Consider the following 26,134-nt stretch of genomic DNA (forward strand, 5'->3'; position numbering starts at 1 on the left):
GCTGGTCGACTATCGCGCGCAGCGCGGGGTTTTCGCGGTCTGCGCGAAGGGCAGTCGACCAACGGTCGACTGTACCTGTCTGGCGGAACGGTGACCCGGTAGAGTCGACCGCTGGTCGACTATCGCGCGCAGCGCGGGGTTTTCGCGGTCTGCGCGAAGGGCAGTCGACCAACGGTCGACTCTACCCGGCCAGCATGCCGCGGAACCGGCCCAGCACGTATGGATCGATCAGGCCGCCGGCCTGGTCATCAAGGATGCGCAGCACCGCCTCATGTTCCATCGCCTGGCGATAGGGGCGTGCGCTGGTCATGGCATCGTAGGCGTCGACCACGGTGAGGATGCGTGCGCCCAGCGGGATCGACTCGCCCTGCAGGCCATCGGGATAGCCGCTGCCATCGTGTGCCTCGTGGTGGGCGCGGATCAGCCGCGCCACCGCCACCGCATCGCTGCGGCCGGTGGCCAGGAAAATATGCTCGCCGCGCACCGGGTGCTCGCGCATCACTGCGCGGTCCTCTTCGGTGTGGCGGCGCGCGCTCAGCAGTACGTCATCGGGAATGCCGATCTTGCCGATGTCATGGAAGCGCGCGGCGAGCGCGGTGTGTGCGCAGCCTTCGCTGTCCATGTCGCAGTGGAGGGCCAGGCGCTGCGCAAGCAGGCCCACGCGGTCGCAGTGGTGGCGGGTATAGGCATCACGCATCTGCAGCGACATCGACAGGGCATCGATCAGGCAGGAACCGGCGTGCAGCAGGTCGGGAGGACTGGAATGGAGCATGGGGGTGGGGCGCCGCCTTGGCATGCAGAAACAACAAGGCCCGCATCTGCGGGCCCGGATGGGTGGGGGACGCATAGGGTAGCGCGCGTGGCACGTCGTGCAGGGCCACGCGCGTACCGTGGGCTACGGCATGCGGTGCTGTGTTCAGTCGCGCAGGGGCAGGGCGATCAGCCGCTGGTCTGCAGGGTCACGCGGTTGGCCTTGGCGAACGCGTCCTGCGCATCGCTCAGCACCTGCATGTCCTTGTCCATCTTCGTCGTGGCCTGGTCCAGCTGTTCCAGCAGCGGTGCAACCTGTTCTTCGCTGTAACCGTCGGGCAGAGCGGCGATCTGCTCCATCACCGCGAACATGGCAGCGGTGCTCTGCACCGAGTCACGCAGGTTCTGGTGCAGCGGCTCAGCATCCTTGCCGTGGGGCAGCTGTTCGATGTGGGTCAGGCGGTTGGTGGCTTCCTGGTGCGCGTTCTTCAGGCCGAAGCGGTACTGCTCCAGGCTCTTGCCGTCCTGCAGGGCGGCATGGAACGCTTCGCCACGCGCGCCACTGGTCCACTGCTCGACGGTATGCACCATGCTGTTCCAGCTGGCGACGTTCTCCAGCAGATAGTCACGATTGCTCATGCCGCTGTTGCAGGCGGCCAGCAGGCCCAGGCTGGTGGCCAGCAGAAGGGGGGCAAATCGATTCACGCAAACACTCCTTGTCTCGGGCGCAGGTTCGGTAGGTGCCAGCCCATCGCCCGTAACGGGCTGGCACCGGTGGTGCGCGGTGGCGTCAGCGCACCGCCAGGGTCAGCAGCAGCGCGCGGGCCGCATTGAAGCGGTCTTCCGGCAACGGCAGCGGGTGCTTGATGCGCAGCTTGTCCGGCCCTTCCATTGCATACAGGTTGGGCTGCTTCTGGATCAGCTGGATCACCGCCATCGGGTCGATGTTCGGCTTGGATTCGAACACGATGCGGCCGCCGTTCTCGCCCAGGTCCAGTTTGCGGATACCCAGGGTATTGGCCTGCAGCTTCAGCTCGGCGATGGCGAACAGGTGCTTGGCCGGATCCGGCAGCAGGCCGAAGCGATCGATCATCTCCACCTGCAGCTCGCGCAGCGCATCGCTGTCACGTGCGCTGGAAATGCGCTTGTACAGGGTCAGTCGGGTGTGCACGTCCGGCAGGTAGTCTTCCGGAATCAGCGCGGGCACGTGCAGCTCCACCTCGGCGCCGCGCACTTCCTCGCCGGCATCCAGGTCAGGCAGCTTGCCCTGCTTGATGCTGCGCACCGCACGTTCCAGCAGCTCGGTGTAGAGGCTGAAGCCCACTTCGGCCATCTGCCCGCTCTGGTCCTCGCCCAGCAGTTCGCCGGCGCCGCGGATTTCCAGATCGTGGGTGGCCAGGGTGAAGCCGGCGCCCAGTTCGTCCATCGAGGCGATCGCTTCCAGGCGCTTTTCCGCGTCCGGGGTGATCGACCGACGGTCCGGCGCCACCAGGTAGGCGTACGCGCGGTGGTGCGAACGGCCGACGCGGCCGCGCAGCTGGTGCAGCTGGGCCAGGCCGAAGCGGTCGGCGCGGTTGATGATGATGGTGTTGGCGTTGGGGATGTCGATGCCCGATTCGATGATCGTGGTCGACAGCAGCACGTTGAAGCGCTGCTTCTGGAAATCCAGCATCACCTTTTCCAGCTCGCGCTCGGGCATCTGCCCATGGGCGATGCCGATGCGCGCTTCGGGTACCAGCTCGGACAGCTCGCGCTGCATGCGGCCGATGCTTTCCACGTCGTTGTGCAGGAAATACAGCTGGCCACCACGCGCAAGCTCGCGCTGGAACGCTTCGCGCAGCAGCGCGTTGTCCCACTGGGTGATGAAGGTCTGCACCGCCAGCCGGTTCGGCGGCGGGGTGGCGATGATCGACAGGTCGCGCAGGCCGGCCATGGCCATGTTCAAGGTACGCGGGATCGGCGTGGCGGTCAGCGTCAGCAGGTGCACGTTGGCGCGCAGCGCCTTCAGGGCTTCCTTCTGGCGCACGCCGAAACGCTGCTCCTCGTCGACGATGACCATGCCAAGGTCCTTGAACTTCACGTCCGGCTGCAGCAGGCGATGGGTACCGACGATCACGTCGATGGTGCCGGCGGCGACCTTCTCCAGTTCGGCCTTGATTTCCTTGGTGCTCTTGAAGCGCGAGAGCACTTCCACCTTCAGCGGGTAATCGGCGAAGCGGTCGCGGAAATTGCGGTAGTGCTGTTCGGCCAGCAGCGTGGTCGGCACCAGCACCGCCACCTGCTTGCCGGCACTGGCGGCGGCAAACGCCGCGCGCACGGCCACTTCGGTCTTGCCGAAGCCGACGTCGCCACAGACCACGCGGTCCATCGGCTGGCTGCTGGCCAGGTCGCGCAGGGTGGCGTCGATGGCGGCCAGCTGGTCCGGGGTTTCCTCGAACGGGAAGCCGGCCGCGAACGGTTCGTACATCGCGCGGTCCACCTGCAGCGCCAGGCCGGCACGCGCCTGGCGGCGGGCCTGGATCTCCAGCAGCTCGGCGGCCACGTCGCGCACCTTTTCGGCGGCTTTGCGCTTGGCCTTGGTCCACTGCTCGCCACCCAGCGAATGCAGCGGCGCGGTTTCCGCCGATGCGCCGGAATAGCGGCTGATCAGGTGCAGCTGGGCCACCGGTACGTACAGGCGGTCGCCCTTGGCGTATTCGATTTCCAGGAACTCGCCGGGCATGCCGCCGACGTCCATCGCGATCAGGCCACGGTAGCGGCCGACGCCATGGTCTTCGTGCACGATCGGCGCGCCTTCGGTCAGCTCGCCCAGATCACGGATGATCGCCTCCGGCTCGCGGCCGGCACGGCGCGTGCGACGGGTGCTGCCGGCGCGCTCGGGGAACAGCTGGCGCTCGGTCAGTACCGCGATGCGCGGTTCGTCCAGCGCGAAGCCGTCTTCCAGCGGTGCCACCGTGATGGCAAAGCGCGCATCGCTGGCGAGGAAGCTGGGCAGGTCGGCCACCACCGGCGGCTTCAGTTCGGCGGCCTGCAGCACTTCCAGCAGGGCTTCGCGGCGGCCCGGTGAATCGGCGGCGATCAGCACCCGGCCCGGGTAGTGGCCGAGGAAGGATTTCAGTGCATCGCCGGCGGGTGCCTCGCGCGCGGCCACCGGCAGCGGCGGCAGCGGCTGGTCGCCCAGCGCGTGCGCATCGGCAATGCGTGCATGCTCAGGCGCCCACACCTCGATGCGCGCGGCATCGTTCAGGCGCTCGCGCAGCAGTTCCGGCGACAGGTACAGCGACGACGGCGGCAGCAGCGGCCGTTCCACATCGTGGCGGCGCTGCTCGTAACGGTCACCGGTCTGCGCCCAGAACGCGACGGCCGCTTCGTCCGCACCGGTGCACACCACCGGCAGGCTGCCGGCGGGCAGGTAGTCGAACAGGGTGGCGGTGCGGTCGAAGAACAGCGGCAGGTAGTACTCGATGCCGGCCGGGGCCAGCCCGGATTTCAGGTCCTGGTACAGCGAGCTGCGCCGGGTATCGACATCGAAGCGCTCGCGCAGCGTGCCCAGCACGCGGGCGATGCTGGCATCGTCCATCGGCACTTCGCGGCCGGGCAGCATGTGCACCGACTCGACCTTGTCCAGCGAACGCTGGCTTTCCGGATCGAAGGCGCGGATCGAGTCGATGTCCTCGTCCAGCAGCTCGACCCGCAGCGGCTCGTCGGCGCCCATCGGGAACACATCGAGCAGGCCGCCACGCACGGCGAAGTCACCCGGGTCCATCACCTGCGGCACGTTGCGGTAGCCGGCGCTTTCCAGGCGGCGCTTCTCGGTCTCCAGGTCCAGGCGCTGGCCGACCTTCAGGTCGAAGCTGCCACCGATGACGTAGCTGCGCGGGGCCAGCTGCTGCAGCACCGTCTGTACCGGCACCACCACCAGGCCACGCTTCAGCGTGGGCAGGCGGTGCAGGGCAGCCAGGCGCTGGGAAATGATGTCCGGGTGCGGGCTGAAGCGGTCGTAGGGCAGCGTTTCCCAATCCGGGAAAGCGACCACCGGCAGGTCCGGGTCGTTGCCGATCAGGGTCTGCAGGTCGGCTTCGAGCTGGTTGGCGCCGTGGTTGTCACGGGCGATCACCAGCAGCGGCGCGTCATGCGCGCGCGCCGCCTGGGCCAGGTACCAGGCCAGGGCGGTCGGCGAAGCGGGGGCGCGCCACCAGGCGCGGAGCTGGCCGGCGCGCGGCAGCGGCGGGGCGGGGTATGAGGTACGCGACATGGACCGCCGATCTTAGCAGAAGGGGGTGTCGCTACCGTGTGCGCAACTTCCGGTAGCGCCGGGCCATGCCCGGCGGATGCCACATCACCGCTGCGCTCGCCGGGCGTGGCCCGGCGCTACCCTCAGTTGTCCAGTTCCAGCACCATGCGGACCAGGCCGTCGGCGCCGTTGGGGTGCGGTACCGGCTTGAAGCCCAGCGAGGCCGCCAGCTGCTTCATCGGCTCGTTCTCGGCCGCCACGTCGCCATACAGGCGGTCCAGGTACTTGCCGCGGCCCCACTTCACCAGCTTGCGCATCAGCTGCCGGCCCAGGCCCTGGCCGATCAGGAAGCGGCTGATCAGGATCGCGTACTCGGCCTCACGGGTGCCGGGGATGATCGAGGCGCGGGCCACCGCACCCACGACCGCCTCACCGGCGGGCAGCGACTCGGCGGCCACCAGGGTGATTTCGGTCTTGGGGTTGGGATGGGTCAGGCGCTGGGTGGTGTCCGGCGAAAGCTCGGTCACCGACTGCAGGAAACGGTCACGGATTTCTTCCGGCCCGAAGAGGCTGAAGGCGGCCTGCAGCGGCGCGCCGTCTTCCGGGCGGATGGGGCGGATCAGCAGCTCGTGGCCGCTGGGAGCCTTGAAGATCTCATGCCAGGGCGGCATGCGGTTGCGAGTGGCCATACCGGGTGATTCCTTGGTGGTCCATCGATTGTGGCATCACCGGGGCTGCATTCCGTGAACGAAAGGCTCACGTGCGTACAGCCTCGTGAAGACGGCAGATCGTCGCTTGATCGTCGCTTGCGCGTGGGCTATTCGGGCGCCTTCAGCCAATCCAGGCGGGTCGTGGCACCCGGCTCGCCCAGGTGCTGGCGCAGCGCCGGCAGGGCCGGGCCGACCACCCGGTCGAACTGCCACGGGGCATTGAGCAGCAGCATGCCGCTGCCGTTGAGGCGCAGCGGGGAATCGTCCGGACGCACCAGGAACTCGATGGTCATGGCCGATTTCACCGGCAGGGCGGCAGCCTTGCGCAGGAAATGCAGGATGGTGCGGCGCTGCTTGATCGGGAACCAGACCGCGCAGGTCGCCTGCGGCCAGCGGGCCAGGGTCTCGGCCAGGGCGGCCAGGATGGCCTGGTACTCGGCATCCTGCGCTTCATACGGCGGGTCGATCAGGACCAGGCCACGGCCGATCTTGGTGCCGTTGGCCTTCGGCGGCAGCTGCGAGCGCAGCAGGGCATAGCCATCGCCGGGGTGCACGCCGACGCGGCTGTCGTGGGCGAACAGCGCCTTCAGCGAGGCCGCTTCGTCTTCCTGCAGCTCGCAGACGGCCATCCGGTCCTGCGCGCGCATGGCCTGGGCGCTCAGCAGCGGCGAACCGGGGTAGGTGATCATCGCGCCCACCGGGTTGTCGGCCTGCACGGCCTTCAGGTAGCGCTCGACCACCTCCGGCAGCTTGGGCTGGGCCATCAGCCGCATGATCCCGTCTTCGGCCTCCAGGGTCTTGCGGCCCTCTACGCTGGCCAGCAGGTAGCGGCCGGCACCGCCATGGGTGTCGAGCACGAAGAACGGGCTGTCCTTGCGCTTGAAGCTGTCGATCAGGGCCAGCTGCACGATGTGCTTGAGGACATCGGCATGGTTGCCGGCATGGAAGGCGTGGCGATAGTTCATGGGCGGCAGTGTACGGGGCGGCGGCCGCAGCGGCTATGCTGCGCGCCATGACACACCCTGTTGCCCAAGTCCTGGTGGTCGAGGACGAAGCCGCCATCGCCGAAACCGTGCTGTACGCCCTGCGCAGCGAAGGCTACGCGGCCAGCCACTGCCTGCTGGGTGGCGAAGCCCTGCAGCGCCTGCAGGAGGGCGATGTGGACGTGGTGGTGCTGGACGTGGGCCTGCCCGACCTGAGCGGCTTCGAGGTCTGCCGCCGCCTGCGCGCCCTGCCGGGGCCGCAGGCGCAGGTGCCGGTGATCTTCCTGACCGCCCGCAACGATGAGCTGGACCGCGTGCTGGGCCTGGAACTGGGGGCCGACGATTACATGGCCAAGCCCTTTTCGCCGCGCGAGCTGGTGGCCCGGGTGCGCGCCCGCCTGCGCCGCGTGCCGCCCGCCGCCCCGGCCGTGGCGGTGGTCGAGCCCGGCTGGCGCGAACACGGGGCCTTCGCCATCGACCGCGAGGGCCGGCGCATCCGCTACCAGGGCCATGCGCTGGACCTGACCCGCTACGAATACGCCCTGCTGGAGGCGCTGCTGCAGCGCCCCGGGGCCATCCTCAGCCGCGCGCAGCTGATGGACCGCGGCTGGGACAGCAGTGCCGACAGTGCCGACCGCACCGTCGATACCCACGTCAAGACGCTGCGCGCCAAGCTGCGCGCCGCCGGTGCCAGCGACGACCCGATCCGCACCCACCGTGGCCTGGGCTACGCGCTGGAGACCTGAGCCATGCGCCTGGTACTGAAGCTGTTCCTGGGCTTCTTCCTGATCACCGGCATCGCCGCGTTCTTCGTGATGCGGGTGTTCGTCAACGAGGTGAAGCCGGGCGTGCGCCAGGCGATGGAATCGACCCTGGTCGATGCGGCCAACGTGCTTGCCGAAATGGCCGCCGCCGACGTCAAGGCCGGCACGATCGGCAGCGGCAGCTTCACCCGCAGCCTGGCCAAGGCCCGCCAGCGCGACCTGAAGGCGATGGTCTGGCGCTTCCCGAAGCGCTCGCTGGATTACCGGGTGACGATCACCGATGCGCGCGGCATCGTCATCTACGACTCGCTGGGCCGCGACATGGGCCGCGACAATTCGCGCTGGAATGATGTCTACCGCACGCTGCGCGGCGAGTACGGCGCGCGCTCCAGCCCGGAGATCGCCGGCAGCGAGGGCGACACGGTGATGCACGTGGCCGCGCCGGTCTACGACCCCGCCGATGGCCACACCCTCATCGGCGTGCTCAGCCTGGCCCAGCCCAACCGCAGCATCGATCCGTTCATCGCCGCCAGCCAGCGCGCCATCATGGAGCGCGGGGCGTGGCTGATCGGCCTGTCCGCGCTGGTGGGCATACTCGTGACGATGTGGCTGACCACCGGCCTGGGCCAGCTCAGCCGTTATGCACGCGCGGTCACCGCCGGCGAGCCGGTGCCGCCGCCACGGCGCCGCCGCGACGAGATCGGCGATCTCGGCCAGGCCCTGGAAACCATGCGCCGCAAGCTGGAAGGCAAGGCCTACGTCGAGCAGTACGTGCAGTCGTTGACGCACGAAATGAAGAGCCCGCTGGCCGCCATCCGCGGTGCCGCCGAACTGCTGCAGGAACCGATGCCCGATGCCGACCGCGCGCACTTCGCGCGCAGCATCGTCGACCAGCAGGAGCGGCTGACCGAAACCATCGACAAGCTGCTGGCGCTGGCCGAGGTCGAACAGCACGGCTGGCTGCAGACCCGCGATCCGATCGCGCTGGGCGCGCTGCTGGATGATGCCGCCGCTGCCGCCCAGGTGCGCGCACGGGCAGCCGGGGTGGAAGTGCGCATCGGCGCGGTCCCGGACCTGCGCGTGCACGGCGATGCCTATCTGCTGCGGCAGGCGCTGCACAACCTGATCGACAACGCCGTGGCATTCTCGGCGGCCGGCAGCGTGGTCGAACTGGAGGCGGTTGCCGATGGCCAGGGCGTGCGCCTGCAGGTCGCTGACCGTGGCGCGGGCGTGCCCGAATACGCGCGCGAACGGGTGTTCGAGCGCTTCTATTCGCTGGCCCGCCCGGGCAGTGGCCGGCGCAGCTCCGGCCTGGGCCTGCCGTTCGTGCAGGAAGTGGCCCGCCTGCACGATGGCCGCGCCAGCCTCGAGCCGCGGCCCTCGGGCGGGACCATGGCCAGCCTGTGGCTGCCACTGGGTGGGCCGGTGCAGCGCGCCCGCCGCTGACTTCACATCCGCTTCAAATTCGCCACAAACCCCGCTCACCGCCGCCGTCCATCCTGCAGCCCTCTCCAACGAGGATGGACGATGAAATCCCTGAAGATGCTGTTGCGGTTCGCCATCGTCGGCGGACTGATCCTGCTGCTGCTGATCCCGCTGACGATGATCCGCGGCGTCATCAACGAGCGCAGTGCGTACCGCGACGAAGCGTTCGCACGGGTGGCCGACAGCCGCGCCGGTGCGCAGCGCCTGGTGGGCCCGGTGCGGGTGGTGCCGTGGGTCGAGCGCCAGCACGTCGAGGTGGTGGACGCCAAGGGCAACAAGAAGACCGAGGTGCAGGTGACCGAAGGCCATTGGCTGCAGATGCCGGCCTCGCTGGACGTGGGCGGCGAGATGCTGCCCAGCCAGCGTGAAGTGGGCCTGTTCAAGGTGCCGGTGTACAGCTGGAACGGCCAGCTGAAGGCGACCTTCGCCGCCGACGATTACCCGGTGAAGCCCGGCCGCAGCTACGGCCAGCCGTACGTGGTGCTGGGCGTGTCCGATGCCCGCGGCCTGGTCGGCACGCCGGACCTGCGCGTGGACGGCAAGCCGGTGCGGCTGCTGCCCGGGGTCGGCGTGGCCAGCCAGGTGGGGCGTGGCCTGCATGCGCCGGTGGCCGGTTTCAGCGACAGCCAGGGCGGCACCCTGGCCGGCAGCAGCATCGACCTGCAGCTGCGCCTGGATGGCAGCCGCGCGCTGTCGGTGGTGCCGGTGGGCGATGACACGAAGATCGCGCTGCGCTCGCGCTGGCCGCACCCGTCCTTCAGCGGCGCCTTCCTTCCCAACGAGCGGCGCGTCGATGCGCAGGGCTTCAACGCGCACTGGGCGGTGTCCTCGCTGGCCTCCGATGCACAGGCCCAGCTGCGTGCCGAGGGTGCAGTCGATTCGCAGGCCGTGACCGTATCGCTGGTCGATCCGGTCGATGCCTACACCCAGGCCGACCGCGCTTCCAAGTACGGCATCCTGTTCGTGGTGCTCACCTTCGTCGGCTTTATCCTGTTCGAACTGATCAAGTCGCTGCGCATCCACCCGCTGCAGTACCTGATGGTCGGCCTGGCGCTGGCGATCTTCTTCCTGCTGCTGATCAGCCTGTCCGAGCACATCACCTTCTGGAAGGCGTACCTGGTGTCGGCCGTGGCCTGCATCGGCCTGCAGGCGGTGTACCTGGCCCACGTGCTGGGCCACTGGAAGCGTGGCCTGGGCTTCGCCGCGATGCTGACGCTGTTGTACGGCGCGCTGTATGGCCTGCTGGTGTCGGAAAACAACGCACTGCTGATGGGGTCGTTGCTGCTGTTCGTGATCCTGGCACTGGCGATGTGGGTGACCCGCCGGGTCGACTGGTACGCGCTGGGCGCGGACGTGAAGTAAGGAGCACACCATGGGCTGGCGCCAGGGATTGCGGCAACGGGCACGTCAGGGCATACCGGCCCTGCTGGAAGTGGATGCACTGCTGCAGGCACATGGTGTGCTGGCGGCCCTGCCGGGGGCACGGATCGCCCCCGGCCTGGTCCGCTTCCAGCTGGCAGCGGTGACCTGCGAGGGATTGCAGCGCAAGGGGCTGGAATGGCTGGCCGGCGCGCGGCAGGGACGCGGCGCGCTGGGCGGGCGGGTGCCACGCTACCGGCCATGGAAGGCCGGCGCGGCGGCGCTGTCGGAGATCGGCATCGACGGGCTGCCGGCGGACTGGCCGGCGCATGCGGCGGTGTATGGCTGCAGCAGCGTGGACCAGCGGCACTGGTTGCTGTTGCTGCCAGGGCGGGCGCAGCTGTGGCTGGGGTGGTGTGGGTGATCGACGCGCCCGTCCATGACCGATGGGACGGGGGCGCTGCGCCCCCGCTGGCTAGACTCGATGGGTTGACGATCGAGCCGAAGGGCAGGGGTGTGGCGTGTTGAAGTGGAACGGGCTGAAGTGGGGCGTGCTGGCCACAGCGCTGGCGATGGGTGGCAATGCAATGGCGCAGCAGCGCGAACCGGTGGACCTGGACATGGTCAGCCGCATCCGCCAGGAGGCCTTCCACCGTTCGCAGGTGATGGATACCTTCAGCTACCTCACCGAGCGCATCGGCCCGCGCCTGACCAACTCGCCGGCGATGGGCCGCGCCAATGCGTGGACGCGCGGCAAGTTCAGCGAATGGAAGCTGGACAACGTGCATGACGAAGCGTTCGACGACTTCGGCCGTGGCTGGGAATTCACTTCGGCCAGCGTGGAAATGCTCGGCGACCGCGTGCTGCCGCTGCACGCACTGCCCAAGGCGTGGACGCCCGGCACCCGCGGCCCGGTCGAGGGCGAGCTGGTGCACGTGGACATCAAGAAGCTGGACGACATCGAGACGTACCGCGGCAAGCTGCGCGGCAAGATCCTGCTGCTGGGCGAGGCGCGCGAGTACAAGCGCGGCACCGAGCCGGATTCGCACCGGCACGACGCGACCTCGCTGGAGGGCCTGCAGGAATTCACCCTGCCCAAGGACGTGGCCTCCGAGCGGGCCAAGCGGGTGAAGGAATACAAGGAACGCCAGGAGCTGGCCGCCAAGGTCAATGCCTTCTTCGTGGAAGAGGGCGCGCTGGCCGCGATCAGCATCAGCAGCTGGGACAACGGCATCATCCGCGTTGCCGGCGGCGGCTCGCGCAAGGCAGGCGAATCGGTGGGCATCCCGGAACTGGCGATGATCGCCGAGCACTTCAACCCGCTGGTGCGCGCGCTGGATGCCAAGCAGCCGGTGCGCCTGCGCGTGGATGTGGCCGCACGCTTCACCGATGAGGCCGACCAGCCGGGCTACAACACGCTGGCCGAGATCCGTGGCAGCAGCAAGCCCGATGAAGTGGTGATGATCGGCGCCCACCTGGATTCCTGGCATAGCGGCACCGGCGCCGCCGACAACGCTGCCGGCGTGGCGGTGATGATGGAAGCCATGCGGATCCTCAAGGCCACCGGCGCCAAGCCGAAGCGGACGATCCGCGTGGCCCTGTGGAGTGGCGAGGAGCAGGGCCTGGTCGGCTCGCAGGCCTACGTGGCCAAGCACTTCGGTCGTTTCCCGGAACCCACCGACCCGGCACAGAAGGCGCTGCCGGCGTCGCTGCGCGACCCGACCGGTGCCCTGCAGAAGACCCGCGACTACGGCAAGTTCCAGGTCTACTTCAACATGGACAACGGCTCGGGCCGCTTCCGTGGCATCTATGCCCAGGAAAACCTGGCGGCGATGCCGATCTTCGAAGCCTGGCTGGCCCCGTTCCATGACGTCGGCGCGACCACCGTGGCCACCCGCAACACCGGCAGTACCGACCACATCAGCTTCGACCGCATCGGCCTGCCGGGCTTCCAGTTCATCCAGGACCGGCTGGACTACTTCACCAACGTCCACCACAGCCACCTGGACACCTGGGACCACGCCGAGCCGGACGACCTGAAGCAGGCCGCGGCCATCGTCGCCTCCTTCGCCTACAACGCGGCGATGCGCGAGCAGTCGTTCCCGCGCAAGGCTGAACCGCAGCCCTGAAAAACCGGGCGGGAGGGGCTGGCTGCGTCCGCCCCTCCTTGCCTTTCCGGGGCTGGTGGTAAAATCGGGGGATTCCCGTTCCCCGAGCCCTCCATGATCTGCCGCACCCGCTTCGCCCCCAGCCCCACCGGTTACCTGCACATCGGCGGTGCCCGCACCGCGCTGTACTGCTGGCTGGAGGCCCGCCACCGCGGCGGCGAGTTCGTGCTGCGCATCGAGGACACCGACCGTGAACGCAGCACCCAGGGCGCGATCGACGCGATCCTGGAGGCGATGGACTGGCTGGGCCTGGACTACGACGTCGGCCCGATCTACCAGACCGACCGCGTCGCCCGTTACCTGGAAGTGGCCGAGCAGCTGGTGGCCGACGGCAAGGCGTACTACGCCTACGAGACCCGCGAAGAGCTGGACGCGATGCGCGAGGCCGCCATGGCCAAGCAGGAAAAGCCGCGCTACAACGGTGCCGCGCGTGAACTGGGCCTGCCGCGCAAGGACGACCCGAACCGCGTCATCCGCTTCAAGAACCCGCTGGACGGCACCGTGGTGTTCGACGACCTGATCAAGGGCCGCATCGAGATCGCCAACAGCGAGCTGGATGACATGGTCATCTTCCGCCCGGACGGCTACCCCACCTACAACTTCGCGGTCGTGGTGGATGACTGGGACATGGGCATCAGCGAGGTCATCCGCGGCGACGACCACATCAACAACACCCCGCGCCAGATCAACCTGTACGAAGGCATCGGCGCGCCGGTGCCGAAGTTCGGCCACATGCCGATGATCCTGGACGAGCAGGGCGCCAAGCTGTCCAAGCGCACCGGCGCGGCCGACGTGATGCAGTACAAGGACGCCGGCTACCTGCCCGACGCGCTGCTGAGCTACCTGGCCCGCCTGGGCTGGTCGCACGGTGACCAGGAGCTGTTCAGCCGCCAGGAACTGGTCGAGCTGTTCGACGTGACCAACTGCAATTCCAAGGCCTCGCGCCTGGACATGGCCAAGCTGGGCTGGGTCAACCAGCACTTCCTCAAGACCGAGGAGCCGGCCAGCATCGTGCCGCACCTGGTCTACCAGCTGGAAAAGCTGGGCCTGGACGTGGCCGCTGGCCCGGCCCCGGTGGACGTGGTGATTGCCCTGCGCGAGCGCGTGCAGACCCTGAAGGAAATGGCCGAGAAGGCCGTGGTCTGGTACCAGCCGCTGACCGCGTACGACGACGCGGCCGTGGCCAAGCACTTCAAGGCCGGCGCCGAACTGCCGCTGGGCAAGGCCCGCGAGCTGCTGGCCGCCCTGCCGGAATGGACCGCCGAAGCCGTGGGCGTGGCCCTGCACGACGCTGCCGCCGCCCTGGAAATGGGCATGGGCAAGGTCGCCCAGCCGCTGCGCGTGGCCATCACCGGCACCCAGGTCAGCCCTGACATTTCCCATACCGTGTACCTGGCTGGCCGCGAACAGGCCTTGAAACGCATCGATGTGGCCATCACCAAGGTAGCAACGGCCTGAGCCCTGCCGCCCAGACCTGAACCGGAGAACGCGCATGCCCGCCAAACCAGCTTCTGCCTGTACCGCCCCGCACCACCACGTCCACGACGCATCGGATTTCGTGGCGGTGGTCGAGCGCGTCTCGCGTGAGCGCGGGCTGCGCCTGACCCCGATCCGCGCCAACGTGCTCAAGCTGATCGCCGAGGCCGGCAAGCCGGTCAAGGCCTACGAGCTGCTGGAGTGGGTGCGCAACGGCAAGGGCGTGGGCGCCGATGCCCCGCCCACCGTGTACCGCGCGCTCGATTTCCTGATGGCCAATGGCTTCGTGCACAAGCTGGAATCGGTCAATGCCTTCGTGGCCTGCCACCATCCCAGCAGCGCGGCGCATTCGGTGCCGTTCCTGATCTGCAACAGCTGCCACAGCGCGGTGGAACTGGAAGACCGCGAAATCGTCACCCAGCTGGAAAAGCGCGCCAAGGAGCTGGGCTTCCAGCCGCAGGCGCAGACCCTGGAAGTGCACGGTCTCTGCGCGCGCTGCGCCGGGTAACGGATCGGTAGTGCCGGCCGCTGGCCGGCAGCCTCAGTGCGACGCCCGGGCCTTGAGCCGCTTCAGCACGGGCGTGCGCGCAGCAGCCAGCTCGTCGTCCTGCAGCGCCAGCGACTGCACCCAGTCCAGCGCCTCGGGCATGCAGGCACCGCGTGCGGCATACAGCGCCAGGCTCCGGCCCCGCATTGACGGCGCCTGCTGCCACGCGCGTTGCACCAGGCGCAGCAGCGCCTGCTGCATGGCCACTGGCACCACCACGCCCTTGTCGAACGACAGCAGCGAGTTCAGCGCGGCCAGCGCCCGCGAGGGTGGCGACTGCGGATCGTCCTGGCTGAAGTCGGCCTGTTCGCAGAACGCCAGCAGTGCCCCCACCGACGCCTCGCTGCGCACGTCCTCCAGCACGCTGATCGCATAGGTCACCAGGCGCGGATCCTCCAGCAGCGGCAGCAGCCCTGCAACGCCCTGGTGGCCGAATGCCGCACACGCCTGCGCCCACGGTGCCATCGGTGCGAAGTGCGTGCCATTGGCGTTGTACTGGAATTCCTCGCGCCAGCGGTACAGCGCACACAGCCGCTCGATCTCGGCCGCGCCCTCGGCACCGTGCTCCAGCACGAAGCGGATCAGGTCCTCCACTTCCACGTTGCCGCCATGCTCCAGCGGCGCAGTGCCCTTGGCCGCCTTTTTGGCCAGCGCGTTGAATTTCATGATGAGTGATTGTTCCTGACCAAAAACAGTCGAGCATGGCTCGACTCTACAAATAGAGCGGAGCCGCAGGCCCCGCTTTTGATTCTATTCCTTTGATCCGCGTGGCTGACGCGCACGGAAAATGTCCGTGGCCGGGTGGGTGGGGCAGGCGGGACCGCAGGCGCCATGGATGGCGCCTACGAGCCCCCATGGATGGGTTCACGGCGTGTCCCGACTGCCCCACCCACCCGGCCCATCCAGCAATCCAACCGCAACGATCAGCCACGAGGGGCTCCGCCGTTCGCAGCCTCCGGCGAAGCCGCGCGGTTCGGCGGGCAGCAGAGCAGTCGACTGACAGTCGACTCTACCGCGCCGGTTCCGGTGCCGGTGTCGCCGCAGGCTCCGCCGCGGTATCCACCCGCGCGATCACCGACATCCCCGGCCGCAGCCGCGCCGCCAGTTCCTGCCCCGGATCAATCGAAATCCGGATCGGCAACCGCTGCACCACCTTGGTGAAGTTGCCGCTCGCATTGTCAGGGCGCAGCACGCTGAACTCCGAACCGGTGGCCGGCGCGATCTGCTCCACGTGCCCGTGCAGGCGCTCGCCCTTGAACGCATCCACCGAGAACGTCACCGGCTGGCCGATACGCATCTGCCAGGTCTGGCCTTCCTTGAAATTGGCCACCACCCACAGCGCCTCCGGCACCAGGAACAGCAGTTGCGAGCCGGCCGCCACGTACTGGCCGACGCGCACGCTGGCCTCGCTGATCTGCCCGTCGCGCGGGGCGTGGATGACCGTGTTGGCCAGGTCGATGCGTGCCAGTTCAAGCTGCGCCTGTGCGCTCTCGACCTGCGCTTCAAGGCTCTTGCGCGCGACCTGGGTCGATACCAGCGTCTCTTCGGCGATGCGGATCTGTGCCTGCGACTGCTGCACGCTGGCCTGTGCCGAGGCCTGGGTGGTGCGGAACTTGTCGCGGTCGTTGATCGAGACCAGCTGCTGCGCCGCCAGCTCTTCGTAACGCTTGGCCTCGTTGCGCGAGCGCTGCAGCTCGGCCTGGCCGGACGACAGGGTGGCGCGCGCCGAGGCGATCTGCGCGCGGTTCTGCGCCTGCGACTGGTCCGAGTTGGCCAGCGCCGCGCGCGCGCTGTCCAGCGCCGCTTCGGCCTGCGCCACCTTCTGCGCGTAGATGCGGTCGTCGATGCGCAGCAGCGGCTCGCCCTTCTTCACGTGCTGGAAGTCCTTCACCAGCACCTCGGTGACATAGCCGGCCACCTGCGGCGCCATCACTGTGATCTGCCCGCGCACATAGGCGTTGTCGGTGACCATCACGCTGCTGGTGAACGGCCACAGGCTCCAGGCGCGCAGGATCAGCGCGATGCCCAGCAGTGCCACCACCACCATCACCACCACGCTGCGCGCGCTGGGCTTGAGGTACTTCGGTGCCGCCGCCGGTGCGGCGGGCGTGGGCGCCGGTGCCGCGTCGGTCGGCGGTGGCGGGCTGACATTGTCGGGGGCGTCGCTGTCGGAGCGGGGCGGTAGCGGGGACATGGCGGCGGGCTCAGTGGGGCGGGGCGGCGTGGGCCGCAACGGGCGGTGACGGATGGCGCTTGTGCCATTGCTTGAGGATGGCGGTACGCAGCGACAGCAGCAGCAACCAGCACAGGAAGCCGATGGCCAGCCAACCGCTCAGGGTGAACACATCATTGAAGCCGCGCACGTTGGCTTCGCGGCGCGCGGTCTGTGCCAGCTGCGCAGTGCCCTGTGCGCTGCGCAGCACCGGATCGGTGATCTGCGCGGCGTAGATCTGCTGCTGGATGCGCAGGCGCTGCGCGACCACCGGGTCGGCGGGGTCGAGCTGGCTGGTGATGGCGCTTGAATAGAGCTGCTCGCGATGCAGCTGGAACGTACCCAACACGGCCGAACCGGCCAGGCCACCCAGGGTCTGGGTGATCGACAGCGTGACCAGGAAGGTGATCATGTGGTCCACGCCCTGCTTCAGCGCGGCGGAGATGCCGAGCATGATCAGCGGGCCCATGAACATGCCGGCACCGATCGAGGCCAGGAACTGGCTGATGTAGAAGTCGTGCGGCCGGTCCAGGCTGGTACGGCTCTGGTCGAAGAACGCGGCGGTGCCCAGCAGCAGGATGGCCATCAGCAGCTGTGCGATCAGCCGCTTCGGCCCGAAGGTGAGCGAGGCACCGGCGATGCCGACGACCACCCCGGCCAGGATCACCACGAACAGCGGCCGCATCTGGTCCGGGCCCATGCCCAGCGTGCGCATCAGGTTGACCACGCCGTAGGACTGTTCGGTGGTGAGGAAGCGCAGCAGGAACGCGCCGACGATGAAGTGCAGCACCGGCAACGTCGACAGCCAGCGGATCTGCAGCAGCGGATTGCGCCGGTAGTGCTCGATGACCAGTGCCGTGGTGGCCAGCGCGATCGAGGCCACCAGCGCCCAGCCCAGCCACGGCGTGTTCAACCACCAGCGCGTGTAGCCCTGCGCCAGTACCACCACCAGCAGCGCAACGGCAGGTGCCAGCAGGGCGAAGGTGAGGAAATCCAGCGGCTCGAAGGCCTTGATCTGCACGCCCGGCGGCAGCTTCAGCAGCACCACGGCGGCGAACGCGCACAGCGCCAGGCCCGCCTCGAACGAATACAGCTGGTGCCATTGGCCGGTATCGACCAGCGCCGGCGAGACGATCCAGGCGATCGGCACCGCCAGCTGCGACAGGCCCACGCCGATCACCAGCAGGTTGCCGGTGAAGCGCCGCGGCAGCGCCTGCAGCATGTACAGCGTGCCCAGCGTCGAGCAGGCCGCACCGGCAAAGCCGCTGGCGGCGCGGGTCAGCATCGTGGTTTCGAAACTGCCCACGAACAGGTGCAGCACCGCCAGTGCCGCATACAGGCCCAGGCCGATCTCGGCGAAGAGGCGGATGCCGTACTGCTGGCGGAACTTGAAGGCCAGCAGGTTGGCGGTGACATTGACCATGGCGTAGGCGGCCACCAGCCAGCTGCCCTGGGTGGGCGTCAGCGCGAGCTGGCCCTGCAGGAAGGGCAGGTTGGCGGTGACCAGCGCATTGCCCAGGCCACCGGTGATGGCCACCAGCAGTGACACCAGCGCGTAGGCCGCGCGGCGGTACGGAGGATGCCAGGGCATCGAGGCCGAACCGGGCATGGTCGGCTTCTCGTGCTCCTCCCAGTCCGGAACCGGCTTGAGATACGGCTGGACCATCAGCGCCCCTGGTTGGCTGCTCCCTGGAGGCCGCCACGCAGCAGCTGCAGGGCGCGCCCGGCCAGGTGGGCGCGCTCCTCGCGGGTCTTGCCACGCAGGGCTGCGCCCAGCATGCCCGAGATCAGTGAAATATCCGTCTTTTCCAGGTCGGGCCGGCACAGGCCGGCGGCCTTGGCGCGAGCGATGGGGGCTTCCAGCAGGTCGCGCACCGTTTCGCGGGCGATGCGCATGGCCGCCACGTCCGAATCCACCGCGCGCCAGTAATCGGCCAGCGCCGGCGAGTCGATGATGCGCTGGGCCATGCCTTCGAAGACCTCGAACAGGGCGTCATCGCGGTCGCCCAGTTGTTCCACCTGGCGGCGGATGCGGTCGACGGTCCGCTGCAGCAGCGCCTGGATCAGGGCGGTGCGGTCGGGGAAGTTGCGGTACAGGGTCGCGCGGCCCACCTGGGCGCGTTCAACCACCAGGTCCAGTGGCGCGGTAACGCCGTGTTGGCCGAACACATGGTCGGCGGCATCGAGGATGAGGGCACGGCGGGCAGCAGCATCAGCACGTTGGGTGGTCATGGCTTCAGTATCGGACAAACATGTCCGGGTGGCGAGACGTTGAGTGACGGGATTGTCCGTTTGTTGCTCTACGCACATCTTTGTAAATGCGGCGTGAAGATCGAGGTGCCGGGAGCGCGCACATAAAAAACGGGGGCCATGAAGGCCCCCGGGAGAGAACGGCGATGGACGTCGCCAGGAAATGCTTGCTGGGGTCAGTAGATCCAAGCCATGCGTGGATGACCGATCAGAAGTACGCGCGGATGCCGAAGGCGACACCACGGCCCGGCAGCGGCGAGTAGTCACGCAGCAGCGAGGTATGCGGACGCACTTCGCGGTTGGTCAGGTTGCTGCCATCCAGGAACACCTCGTAGCTGTTGCTGTCGCTGCGGTCCCAGCGGTAGGCGAAGTGCGCATCGACCAGGGTGTAGCCGTTGCTCGGCTCCTCGTTCTGGGCCACGTCCTTCTGCCGGCTGTAACGCACCGCGCCGACCGACGCGCGCCAGCCGTCCTTCGCCCAGCGCAGGTCCGCGCCGACACGGGCCGGGGCGATGCGCGGCAGGTAGCCGGTGTTGGCCAGGTCCACGCTGTAGTTGTGGTTGTGGTCGCCATGCGGCACCGCGATGTCCAGCGTACGGCTGCCGTTGCCGTCCAGCTTGGCCTGCACGTAGTCACCGAACACGCGCAGGTCCCAGTCGCCGGCGTTGCCTTCAAACAGGTGCACCAGCGCCTCGGCCTCGGCACCCTTGAACACCGCATCCTGCTGCGTCCAGGTGCGCACCGGCAGGCCTTCGGTGATGCCGGTGTCGGCCAGGTAGATGAAGTCCTTGAACTTCGTCTGGTAGATCGCCGCAGAGAAGTCCAGGCGATCGCTGTGGGTGTGGATGCCCAGCTCGACACGCTGGCCGCGCTCGGTCTTCAGGTCTGCGTCGCCGATTTCCAGCGAGCGGGTCGCGATATGCGCACCGGCGGCATACAGCTCTTCGTTGGTCGGCGCACGCTCGGAGCTGTCCACGCCGATACGCAGGTCGACCGCATCGTTGAGCTTCCAGATGCCGGCGGCGGACAGGTTGGTGGCGTCGAACTTGCGGCGGCGGTAGTCACCGGTCGGGTCCAGCTTGACCTGGTCGTGGCGGCCACCCAGTTCCAGCTTGAACGGGCCGAACTGCTTTTCCTGCAGCACGAACAGGCCGACGTTCTTCGTGTTGGTGTCCGGCACGAAGGCTTCTTCACCCTTGGCGCCGAAATCGCTGTTGCCGAACTGCAGGCCGAAGGCGCCGTCCCAGCCGCCGATCTGCTGCTGCACGGCTTCCACGCGCGTCTCGATGCCACGGTTGGTGAAGCGGGTGGACGGTGTGCCGGCCTCCAGTTCCACGTGCTCGTAATCGGTGTAGGCCACGCGCGCGTTGACGTTCTTCAGGAACGACACCGGGTTGTAGATGCCGGCCTTGGTCTCGAAGCGGTTCTGCACCATGTCGATGCGGACGTCGTGCTCGTCGCCTTCCTCCTCCTCGTCGCCATGGTCGTGGTCATGGTCATGGTCGTGGTCATCGCCATCGGCATGCACGTGGGCGCCGTTGGGGATGCCGTAGTTGGTGCGGTACGTGCTGGCCGACACGCCGAAGTAACCGCCTTCGCCCAGCCAGGTGGCACCGACGCCACCGGCACGGGTGCGGATGGAGCTGTTGTCCAGGCGGCCGCGGCGCGGCTCTTCGCCTTCCTCGCCCGCGTGGTCGTGGTCATGGTCTTCGTGGTGGTCTTCCAGGCTGTCGATCACCGCGTAGCCGGGGATGCGGTAGTCATCGCCGTTGCGCACCAGGCCATCGACGTGCAGCACGACATTGCCGCTGACACCGTCGAGGCGGAACATGCCGCTGCGCTCGTCGTTGACCGAGTTGCCACGCAGTTCGGCGCGGCCGCTCAGCGGGCGGTCCGGCAGTTCGCGGGCGATGCGGCCGTCGACCACGTTCACCGCGCCGCCGATGGCGCCGCTGCCGAACAGCAGGGTGGCCGGGCCCTTCAGCACTTCGATCTGATCAGCCAGGAACGGTTCGATACTGGTGGCGTGGTCGGCGCTGACGGTGGAGGCATCCATGTTGCCCATGCCGTTGGACAGCACGGCCACGCGCGGGCCTTCCTGGCCGCGGATGATCGGGCGGCCGACGCCGGGGCCGAAGAAGGTGCTCTGCACGCCGGGCAGCTTGGCCACGGTGTCACCCAGGGTGCCGGCCTTCTGCTCGTCCAGGCGCTCGCCGGCCAGCACGTCCACCGGGCGCGCCAGCGACTCGGCATCGCCCTGCAGCGGGGAGGCGGTGACCTGCACTGACGACAGCTCGGTCAGGTGGCGGTCACGATGGGTGTCCTGGTCGGCGGCGGCAAAAGCGGCCGACGGCAGCAGGGCGGCGAGGGCGATGGCCAGCGAATGTGGCTTGAAACGAGGGGCGTGAGAGGGCATCCGGTGCTTCCTTTGTTACATTGTATCAATCGGGTGGCGCACGTATCCCGTCGTGGGACAGGGGGAGGGAAACCGTGCGGGTCGGGAACGAATGTTATATTATTCCACAACGATTCGCCGACCCTGCTGGAAGTCATGTCCCTGTCCTCCTCCTTCCGCCGCCTGCTCGACCGCTTCGGCGCCACTGGTTCGATGCTGTGCGCCGTGCACTGCGCGGTGATCCCGGTGCTGCTGGCGATCGCTCCCTCGCTGGGCCTTTCGTTCTGGCTGAGCGACGGGGTGGAAATGACCCTGGTGGTGTTCGTCACCCTGCTCGGGCTGTTCAGCCTGGTCATGGGCTACCGCCGCCATGGTGCGCTGCGCGCGCTGGGCTTCCTGCTGCCGGGCCTGGTCGCCCTGTGGGCGGGCGTGCTGGTCGACGCGCTGCATCACAATGCGGTGCCGCACGCGGTGGTGATGACCCTCGGCGGCCTGCTGGTGGGCGTGGCCCACCTGGTCAACCTGCGCCTGAACCACGTCCACGTCCATGACGCCAGCTGCGCGCACTAGGCGCGTCGTGTTAGGCTTTCCGATCGTGCGCGGGGGCGTCCAGCAAGACGGCCCCGCCGAACCCGTGTCAGCACGGGGTAACCAGATTTCACACTTTAGGAGTTGAAGACATGGGTAAGGGTGACCGCAAGACCGCCAAGGGCAAGCGCTACAACGCCAGCTACGGCAACGCCCGTTCGCACACCGCGAGCAAGGTCGCTGTAGGCGCCGGTGCCCCGGTTGCCAAGAAGACCGTGGCCAAGGCTCCGGCCAAGAAGGCCGTGGCGAAGAAGGCTGCTGCCAAGGCCTGATCCGGCCGGGTAGAGGTCCAAAGAAAAACGCGGCGCCTGGCGCCGCGTTTTTTTTGTGCCCGGCCTTGGTGCCGCTGCGCTCGCCGGGCAGGGCCCGGCGCTACCTTCGGGCCTGCCGGTAGCGCCGGGCCATGCCCGGGCGGCCACCCACCGCAGTAGCGCCGGGCCATGCCCGGCGGCCGTTGTGGTTCAGCGCAGCGCCTTCTGCAACGTTTCGGCGTTGCCATCGTTGGGCGCGGCCGGCACCTGCAGCAGATGGGCCAGCAGCGGGTAGACATCGACGTTGTCGAAGCCATCGATCACCAGCCCCTGCTGGAACGAGGGGCCGCGCGCCACGAACACCGCGCGCATCGACGGCAGGGCATTGTCATAGCCGTGCGAACCACGATCCTGGTGGTCGCGCTTGGCGATCCGCTCGGCGTGCAGTGCGTCCCAGCCTTCATCCATCTGGCAGACGATGGGCGGCACGCGCGGGTGCGAACCGTACTGCCAGCGCGCCGGCAGCGATTCCTTCTTCCAGCATTCGTAGTGCGCGTGGCGGCCCAGCAGGGCGCGCTCGGCCTGTGCCTCGCGGCCGGCCACCGGCGCGAAACCGACCGACTGGCCCTGGCTGACGTTGCGCGCGATGGAGGGATCGACCATCGATTCGGTGGACACCACATGGCCTTCGGCGACGCTGGCCATGCCGTGGTCGGAGACCACGATGACGTTGGTGCTGGCTGCCATCCCGCCGGCATCCAGGCCATCGAGCACCTGGCCGATGATCTGGTCGGCCTGCATGATCGCATCGCGGTATTCGGTCGAATCGGGGCCATGGTTGTGGCCGGCCTTGTCGACGTTTTCCATGTACAGCGTGGTCAGCTGCGGCGCATCGGCATCGGTCTGCGCCAGCCATTCCAGCACGGTGCGCGCGCGCTGCTGCAGCGGTTCCTTGCTGTTGTAGACCTGCCACTGGCTGGGGCGGGTGCCATCGATCTCGGCCTCGCTGCCCGGCCACGACGTGGTCGCGGTACGCACGCCCACTTTCTCGGCGCCGACCCAGATCGGTTCGCCGCCCCACCAGGCGCTGTTGGTCACCGCATCGCGGTCGCCCAGGCTGAAGCGGCCGAGCTGTGCATCGTCCATGCTGTTGTTGACGATGCCGTGGTGGTCCGGGCGCAGGCCGGTGACGATGGTGTAGTGGTTGGGGAAGGTGAGCGACGGATAGGACGGGGTCATCCAGCGCGCACGCACGCCGGTATCGATGATGCGCTGCAGGTTCGGGGTGATCCCCCGGTCCAGCGCATCGGCGCGCAGGCCATCGATGGAAACCAGCAGCAGTTTCGGCGGCGGCGCGTCGGCGCGCGCGACCGGCGCGGACGAAGGAGGCGTGGTCGTGCAGGCCGCCAGGGGCAGCAGCAATGCCAGCGAGCAGGTCAGGCGTACGGAAGTCATCCGGCAATCATAAGCCGCAGCAATGACGTGCCCAAGACACGGCGCGCGAAAGCGCGTGTCGACCAAGGTCGACACCTACCAACGGCCGCGACAGATGTGCCGACCAACGGTCGGCACCCACCAACAGCCGCGTGAACCTGTCGAAGGCGGGGCGGTGTCGGATTGCGGGGTGTCCGCGGCATGGATGCCGCGGCCAAGCCTACAAGGACGTACTTGCGGCGTCCCCGCAATCCGACACCGCCCCGCCAACCCACGGATAGCCCGCTGTTGCTGTTGCAGTTGCTTGTGCTTTCGCCTCGGCGGGTGCAGGGCGCAGCCCTGCCGGAAAACCCAACCCTCAGGCAAACAGCGGTGCCTGCCGCTGCTCCAGCCGCAACAGTGCAGCCTTGGTTTCCAGCCCGCCGCCAAACCCGGTCAGCGCGCCGTTGCTGCCAATCACGCGATGGCACGGCAGGATGATCGGCAACGGATTGCGCCCATTCGCCGCGCCCACCGCACGCGTCGCCGTCGGCTGGCCCAGATGCTGCGCCAGCTGCAGGTAGCTCCAGGTCTGCCCGAACGGGATCAGCGCCAGCGCATGCCACACCCGCAGCTGGAACGGCGTGCCGTGCGGCGCCAGCTGCAGATCGAACGTGCTGCGCTCGCCGTGCAGGAACTGCAGCAGCTGCGCGCGTGCCTCCGGCAACGCGCCCGGTGCGTACCGCCAGTCGCCACGGCCACGTGCCGGGTGGCGGTTTTCAGGGAACAGCACATGGGCCAGGCCATGCTCGTCACCGGCGATGGTCAGCTCGCCGATAGGGCTGTCGAAACGATCGAATAACAAGGTCATGTCGGTTCTCCAACAAAGGTGCCGGACAGATGCCACAGGTGCAGCACTGCATAGGCCCGCCAGGGGCGCCATGGCTGCGAGCGCGTCTCGGTGGCACGTTCGCTCAGGCGCTGGCCCTGGGCGTGGCCCAGTACCTGCTGCAGCACCAGATCGCCGGCGGGGAATGCATCGGGCTGGCCCAGCCCGCGCAGCGCGATGTACTGCGCCGTCCACGGGCCGATGCCGGGCAGGGCCACGCAGCGGGCGACGAAATCGTCCAGGGCCTGGCCCGGGCCGAAGTCCAGTTCGCCGCTGGCGCACGCCGCGGCCAGGGCACGCACGGTGGCTGCGCGGGTACGCGGCAGGCCGATGGATTCCAGCGGCGCGTCGGCCAGTACCTCCGGTGCCGGGAACTGGCGGTCGAACTCGGCCGGCATGCCCGGCAGGTGCGCACCCCACGCATCCACCAGGCGGCGCGCGAACGTGGTGGCAGCGGCGACGGTCACCTGCTGGCCCAGCACTGCGCGCACGGCCACTTCAAAACCATCCCAGCCGCCCGGCACGCGCAGGCCTGGCCGTTCGGCGATGCCGCGAGCCAGCAGCGGCTCTTCGGCCAGTGCGGCGTGTACCTGCTGCAGGTCCGCATCCAGATCGAACACGCGGCGCACGCGGCGCACGATGTCCGGAATCAGCCGTGGATCGACCGCGCCCAGCTGCAGGCGCAGTTCGGGGCGCTTCGGGTCCGCAGTGACCCGCAGCAGGGTGGGGCGCTCGGGCGTGCCCAGCACCCGCTGGTAGCTGTCTTCGCCGATCAGTTCGATGCCCGGCAGGCTGCGCTTGCGCAGGAAGGCGAGCATGCACGGGAAATCCAGCGGCGGGCGGTAGCCCAGGCGCAGCACCAGGCTGCCGTCATCGGCTGCCGACGGGGCATGCTGGCGGCGCAGCGCGGTTGGCGCCATGCCGCAGCCCTGCAGGAAAGCGGTGTTGAAGCGGCGCAGGCTGTTGTAGCCGGCGGCCAGTGCAACGTCGGTCACCGGCAGGGTGGTTTCGGTCAGCAGCTGCTTGGCCAGCAGCAGGCGATGGGTGGCATGGATCTGCCCCGGCGTGGCGCCCAGGTGGTCCACGAACAGGCGTTGCAGCTGGCGCGCGCTCAGGCCGAGCTTCGCGGCCAGTTCGGCCACGGCCTGTTCCTGCAGGTAGCCGGCGTGGATGAGTGCCAGCGCGCGCTGCACGGTCTGCCCGGCCAGCGCCTGCTGCGCCTGCGGTGCCAGCTCCGGGCGGCAGCGCAGGCATGGCCGGTAGCCCGCGGCGGCGGCCGCAGCGGCCGTGGGGTAGTAGGTGATGTTGCGCGGCTTCGGCGGCGGTGCGGGGCAGACCGGGCGGCAATAGATGCCGGTGCTGCGCACGGCGGTGAAGAACACACCGTCGAAGCGCGCGTCACGGGCCAGGCGGGCACGGTCGCAGGCGGCGGGGTCGAGGGTGGGGGCGGTGTCCATGGCGCCAGTCTAGGGCGGGGCGGGGGCAGATACTCGCCGGATTCGGACATGGATGTTGGAGGGGGTTATTGGCAGGGCTTGCAGCCCTGCACCCGCGAGTTCAACGTCAACGTCCAAGTCAACAGCTGCTTATCCGTGGGATGGCGGGGCGGTGTGGGCTGCCAGGACACGCCGTAAACCCGTCCATGGGGGCTCGATGGCGC

At 68.5% G+C, this 26,134-nt stretch carries 22 protein-coding genes; 9 read left to right on the forward strand and 13 right to left on the reverse strand.

The window, feature by feature from the left end; all coding sequences use genetic code 11:
• Positions 1 to 181: 181 nt before the first annotated feature.
• The 5 genes from C1927_RS06770 to rlmJ all read right to left on the reverse strand — a co-directional run bounded on the left by C1927_RS06770 (position 182) and on the right by rlmJ (position 6,659).
• A complete protein-coding gene (locus tag C1927_RS06770) occupies positions 182 to 772 on the reverse strand; it encodes an HD domain-containing phosphohydrolase (RefSeq protein ID WP_079221194.1) in 591 nt (196 codons plus the stop codon).
• 167 nt (positions 773 to 939) lie between these two features.
• Positions 940 to 1,455 carry a hypothetical protein gene (locus C1927_RS06775; RefSeq protein WP_108746258.1) on the reverse strand — a complete coding sequence of 172 codons (516 nt, stop codon included), beginning with the start codon at positions 1,453 to 1,455 and terminating at the stop codon, positions 940 to 942.
• A gap of 85 nt (positions 1,456 to 1,540) precedes the next feature.
• Complete coding sequence (gene mfd / locus C1927_RS06780) at positions 1,541 to 5,005, reverse strand: transcription-repair coupling factor (protein WP_108746259.1); 3,465 nt, start codon at positions 5,003 to 5,005, stop codon at positions 1,541 to 1,543.
• A gap of 122 nt (positions 5,006 to 5,127) precedes the next feature.
• Positions 5,128 to 5,673: a GNAT family N-acetyltransferase gene (locus tag C1927_RS06785; protein WP_079221197.1), complete on the reverse strand. Its 546-nt coding sequence runs from the start codon at positions 5,671 to 5,673 to the stop codon at positions 5,128 to 5,130.
• A gap of 128 nt (positions 5,674 to 5,801) precedes the next feature.
• The gene (rlmJ, locus tag C1927_RS06790; RefSeq protein ID WP_079221198.1) at positions 5,802 to 6,659 is read right to left on the reverse strand and encodes a 23S rRNA (adenine(2030)-N(6))-methyltransferase RlmJ; all 858 of its coding nucleotides are present in this window, start codon (positions 6,657 to 6,659) and stop codon (positions 5,802 to 5,804) included.
• A 35-nt stretch (positions 6,660 to 6,694) separates the two neighbouring features.
• On the opposite strand from rlmJ, the gene creB reads away from it, so the two are divergent.
• From creB to C1927_RS06825, 7 genes are all read left to right on the forward strand, one after another.
• The gene (gene creB / locus C1927_RS06795) at positions 6,695 to 7,423 is read left to right on the forward strand and encodes a two-component system response regulator CreB (RefSeq protein ID WP_108746260.1); all 729 of its coding nucleotides are present in this window, start codon (positions 6,695 to 6,697) and stop codon (positions 7,421 to 7,423) included.
• A 3-nt stretch (positions 7,424 to 7,426) separates the two neighbouring features.
• Complete coding sequence (gene creC / locus C1927_RS06800; protein WP_079221200.1) at positions 7,427 to 8,887, forward strand: two-component system sensor histidine kinase CreC; 1,461 nt, start codon at positions 7,427 to 7,429, stop codon at positions 8,885 to 8,887.
• An 81-nt stretch (positions 8,888 to 8,968) separates the two neighbouring features.
• Positions 8,969 to 10,288: a cell envelope integrity protein CreD gene (gene creD, locus C1927_RS06805; RefSeq protein WP_108746261.1), complete on the forward strand. Its 1,320-nt coding sequence runs from the start codon at positions 8,969 to 8,971 to the stop codon at positions 10,286 to 10,288.
• Between the two features lie 10 nt (positions 10,289 to 10,298).
• A complete protein-coding gene (locus C1927_RS06810) occupies positions 10,299 to 10,709 on the forward strand; it encodes a hypothetical protein (protein ID WP_079221202.1) in 411 nt (136 codons plus the stop codon).
• A 148-nt stretch (positions 10,710 to 10,857) separates the two neighbouring features.
• Positions 10,858 to 12,414, forward strand: a complete 1,557-nt coding sequence (locus tag C1927_RS06815) for a M20/M25/M40 family metallo-hydrolase (protein WP_108747787.1) — start codon at positions 10,858 to 10,860, stop codon at positions 12,412 to 12,414.
• Between the two features lie 93 nt (positions 12,415 to 12,507).
• The gene (gene gltX, locus C1927_RS06820; protein WP_108746262.1) at positions 12,508 to 13,911 is read left to right on the forward strand and encodes a glutamate--tRNA ligase; all 1,404 of its coding nucleotides are present in this window, start codon (positions 12,508 to 12,510) and stop codon (positions 13,909 to 13,911) included.
• A 34-nt stretch (positions 13,912 to 13,945) separates the two neighbouring features.
• A complete protein-coding gene (locus tag C1927_RS06825; protein WP_079221204.1) occupies positions 13,946 to 14,437 on the forward strand; it encodes a Fur family transcriptional regulator in 492 nt (163 codons plus the stop codon).
• Between the two features lie 33 nt (positions 14,438 to 14,470).
• Here C1927_RS06825 and C1927_RS06830 read toward each other — a convergent pair whose 3' ends face one another.
• The 5 genes from C1927_RS06830 to C1927_RS06850 form a co-directional block, all read right to left on the reverse strand.
• Complete coding sequence (locus C1927_RS06830; protein ID WP_108746263.1) at positions 14,471 to 15,142, reverse strand: hypothetical protein; 672 nt, start codon at positions 15,140 to 15,142, stop codon at positions 14,471 to 14,473.
• Between the two features lie 343 nt (positions 15,143 to 15,485).
• Positions 15,486 to 16,670: an HlyD family secretion protein gene (locus C1927_RS06835; RefSeq protein WP_108746264.1), complete on the reverse strand. Its 1,185-nt coding sequence runs from the start codon at positions 16,668 to 16,670 to the stop codon at positions 15,486 to 15,488.
• 10 nt (positions 16,671 to 16,680) lie between these two features.
• On the reverse strand, positions 16,681 to 18,354 hold the full coding sequence (locus C1927_RS06840) for an MFS transporter (protein WP_108746265.1): 1,674 nt from the start codon (positions 18,352 to 18,354) through the stop codon (positions 16,681 to 16,683).
• The gene (locus tag C1927_RS06845) at positions 18,354 to 18,920 is read right to left on the reverse strand and encodes a TetR/AcrR family transcriptional regulator (RefSeq protein ID WP_079221208.1); all 567 of its coding nucleotides are present in this window, start codon (positions 18,918 to 18,920) and stop codon (positions 18,354 to 18,356) included. The genes C1927_RS06840 and C1927_RS06845 overlap by 1 nt, the downstream gene beginning before the upstream one ends.
• A 226-nt stretch (positions 18,921 to 19,146) precedes the next feature.
• Positions 19,147 to 21,354, reverse strand: a complete 2,208-nt coding sequence (locus tag C1927_RS06850; RefSeq protein ID WP_108746266.1) for a TonB-dependent receptor — start codon at positions 21,352 to 21,354, stop codon at positions 19,147 to 19,149.
• Between the two features lie 135 nt (positions 21,355 to 21,489).
• Here C1927_RS06850 and C1927_RS06855 point away from each other — a divergent pair, with 135 nt between their 5' ends.
• Together C1927_RS06855 and C1927_RS06860 are read left to right on the forward strand one after the other, a co-directional pair.
• On the forward strand, positions 21,490 to 21,903 hold the full coding sequence (locus C1927_RS06855) for a MerC domain-containing protein (RefSeq protein WP_079221210.1): 414 nt from the start codon (positions 21,490 to 21,492) through the stop codon (positions 21,901 to 21,903).
• A 110-nt stretch (positions 21,904 to 22,013) separates the two neighbouring features.
• Positions 22,014 to 22,193: a 30S ribosomal protein THX gene (locus C1927_RS06860; RefSeq protein WP_079221211.1), complete on the forward strand. Its 180-nt coding sequence runs from the start codon at positions 22,014 to 22,016 to the stop codon at positions 22,191 to 22,193.
• 189 nt (positions 22,194 to 22,382) lie between these two features.
• Here C1927_RS06860 and C1927_RS06865 read toward each other — a convergent pair whose 3' ends face one another.
• The 3 genes from C1927_RS06865 to C1927_RS06880 all read right to left on the reverse strand — a co-directional run bounded on the left by C1927_RS06865 (position 22,383) and on the right by C1927_RS06880 (position 25,931).
• Positions 22,383 to 23,627, reverse strand: a complete 1,245-nt coding sequence (locus tag C1927_RS06865; RefSeq protein WP_108746267.1) for an ectonucleotide pyrophosphatase/phosphodiesterase — start codon at positions 23,625 to 23,627, stop codon at positions 22,383 to 22,385.
• A 337-nt stretch (positions 23,628 to 23,964) separates the two neighbouring features.
• Complete coding sequence (locus C1927_RS06875) at positions 23,965 to 24,456, reverse strand: methylated-DNA--[protein]-cysteine S-methyltransferase (protein WP_108746268.1); 492 nt, start codon at positions 24,454 to 24,456, stop codon at positions 23,965 to 23,967.
• Positions 24,453 to 25,931, reverse strand: a complete 1,479-nt coding sequence (locus C1927_RS06880) for a DNA-3-methyladenine glycosylase 2 (protein WP_108746269.1) — start codon at positions 25,929 to 25,931, stop codon at positions 24,453 to 24,455. The genes C1927_RS06875 and C1927_RS06880 overlap by 4 nt, the downstream gene beginning before the upstream one ends.
• Between the last annotated feature and the right edge of the window lie 203 nt (positions 25,932 to 26,134).

Origin of the sequence: Stenotrophomonas sp. ZAC14D1_NAIMI4_1, from assembly GCF_003086775.1 — a bacterium.
In the GTDB taxonomy this organism is placed as follows: domain Bacteria; phylum Pseudomonadota; class Gammaproteobacteria; order Xanthomonadales; family Xanthomonadaceae; genus Stenotrophomonas.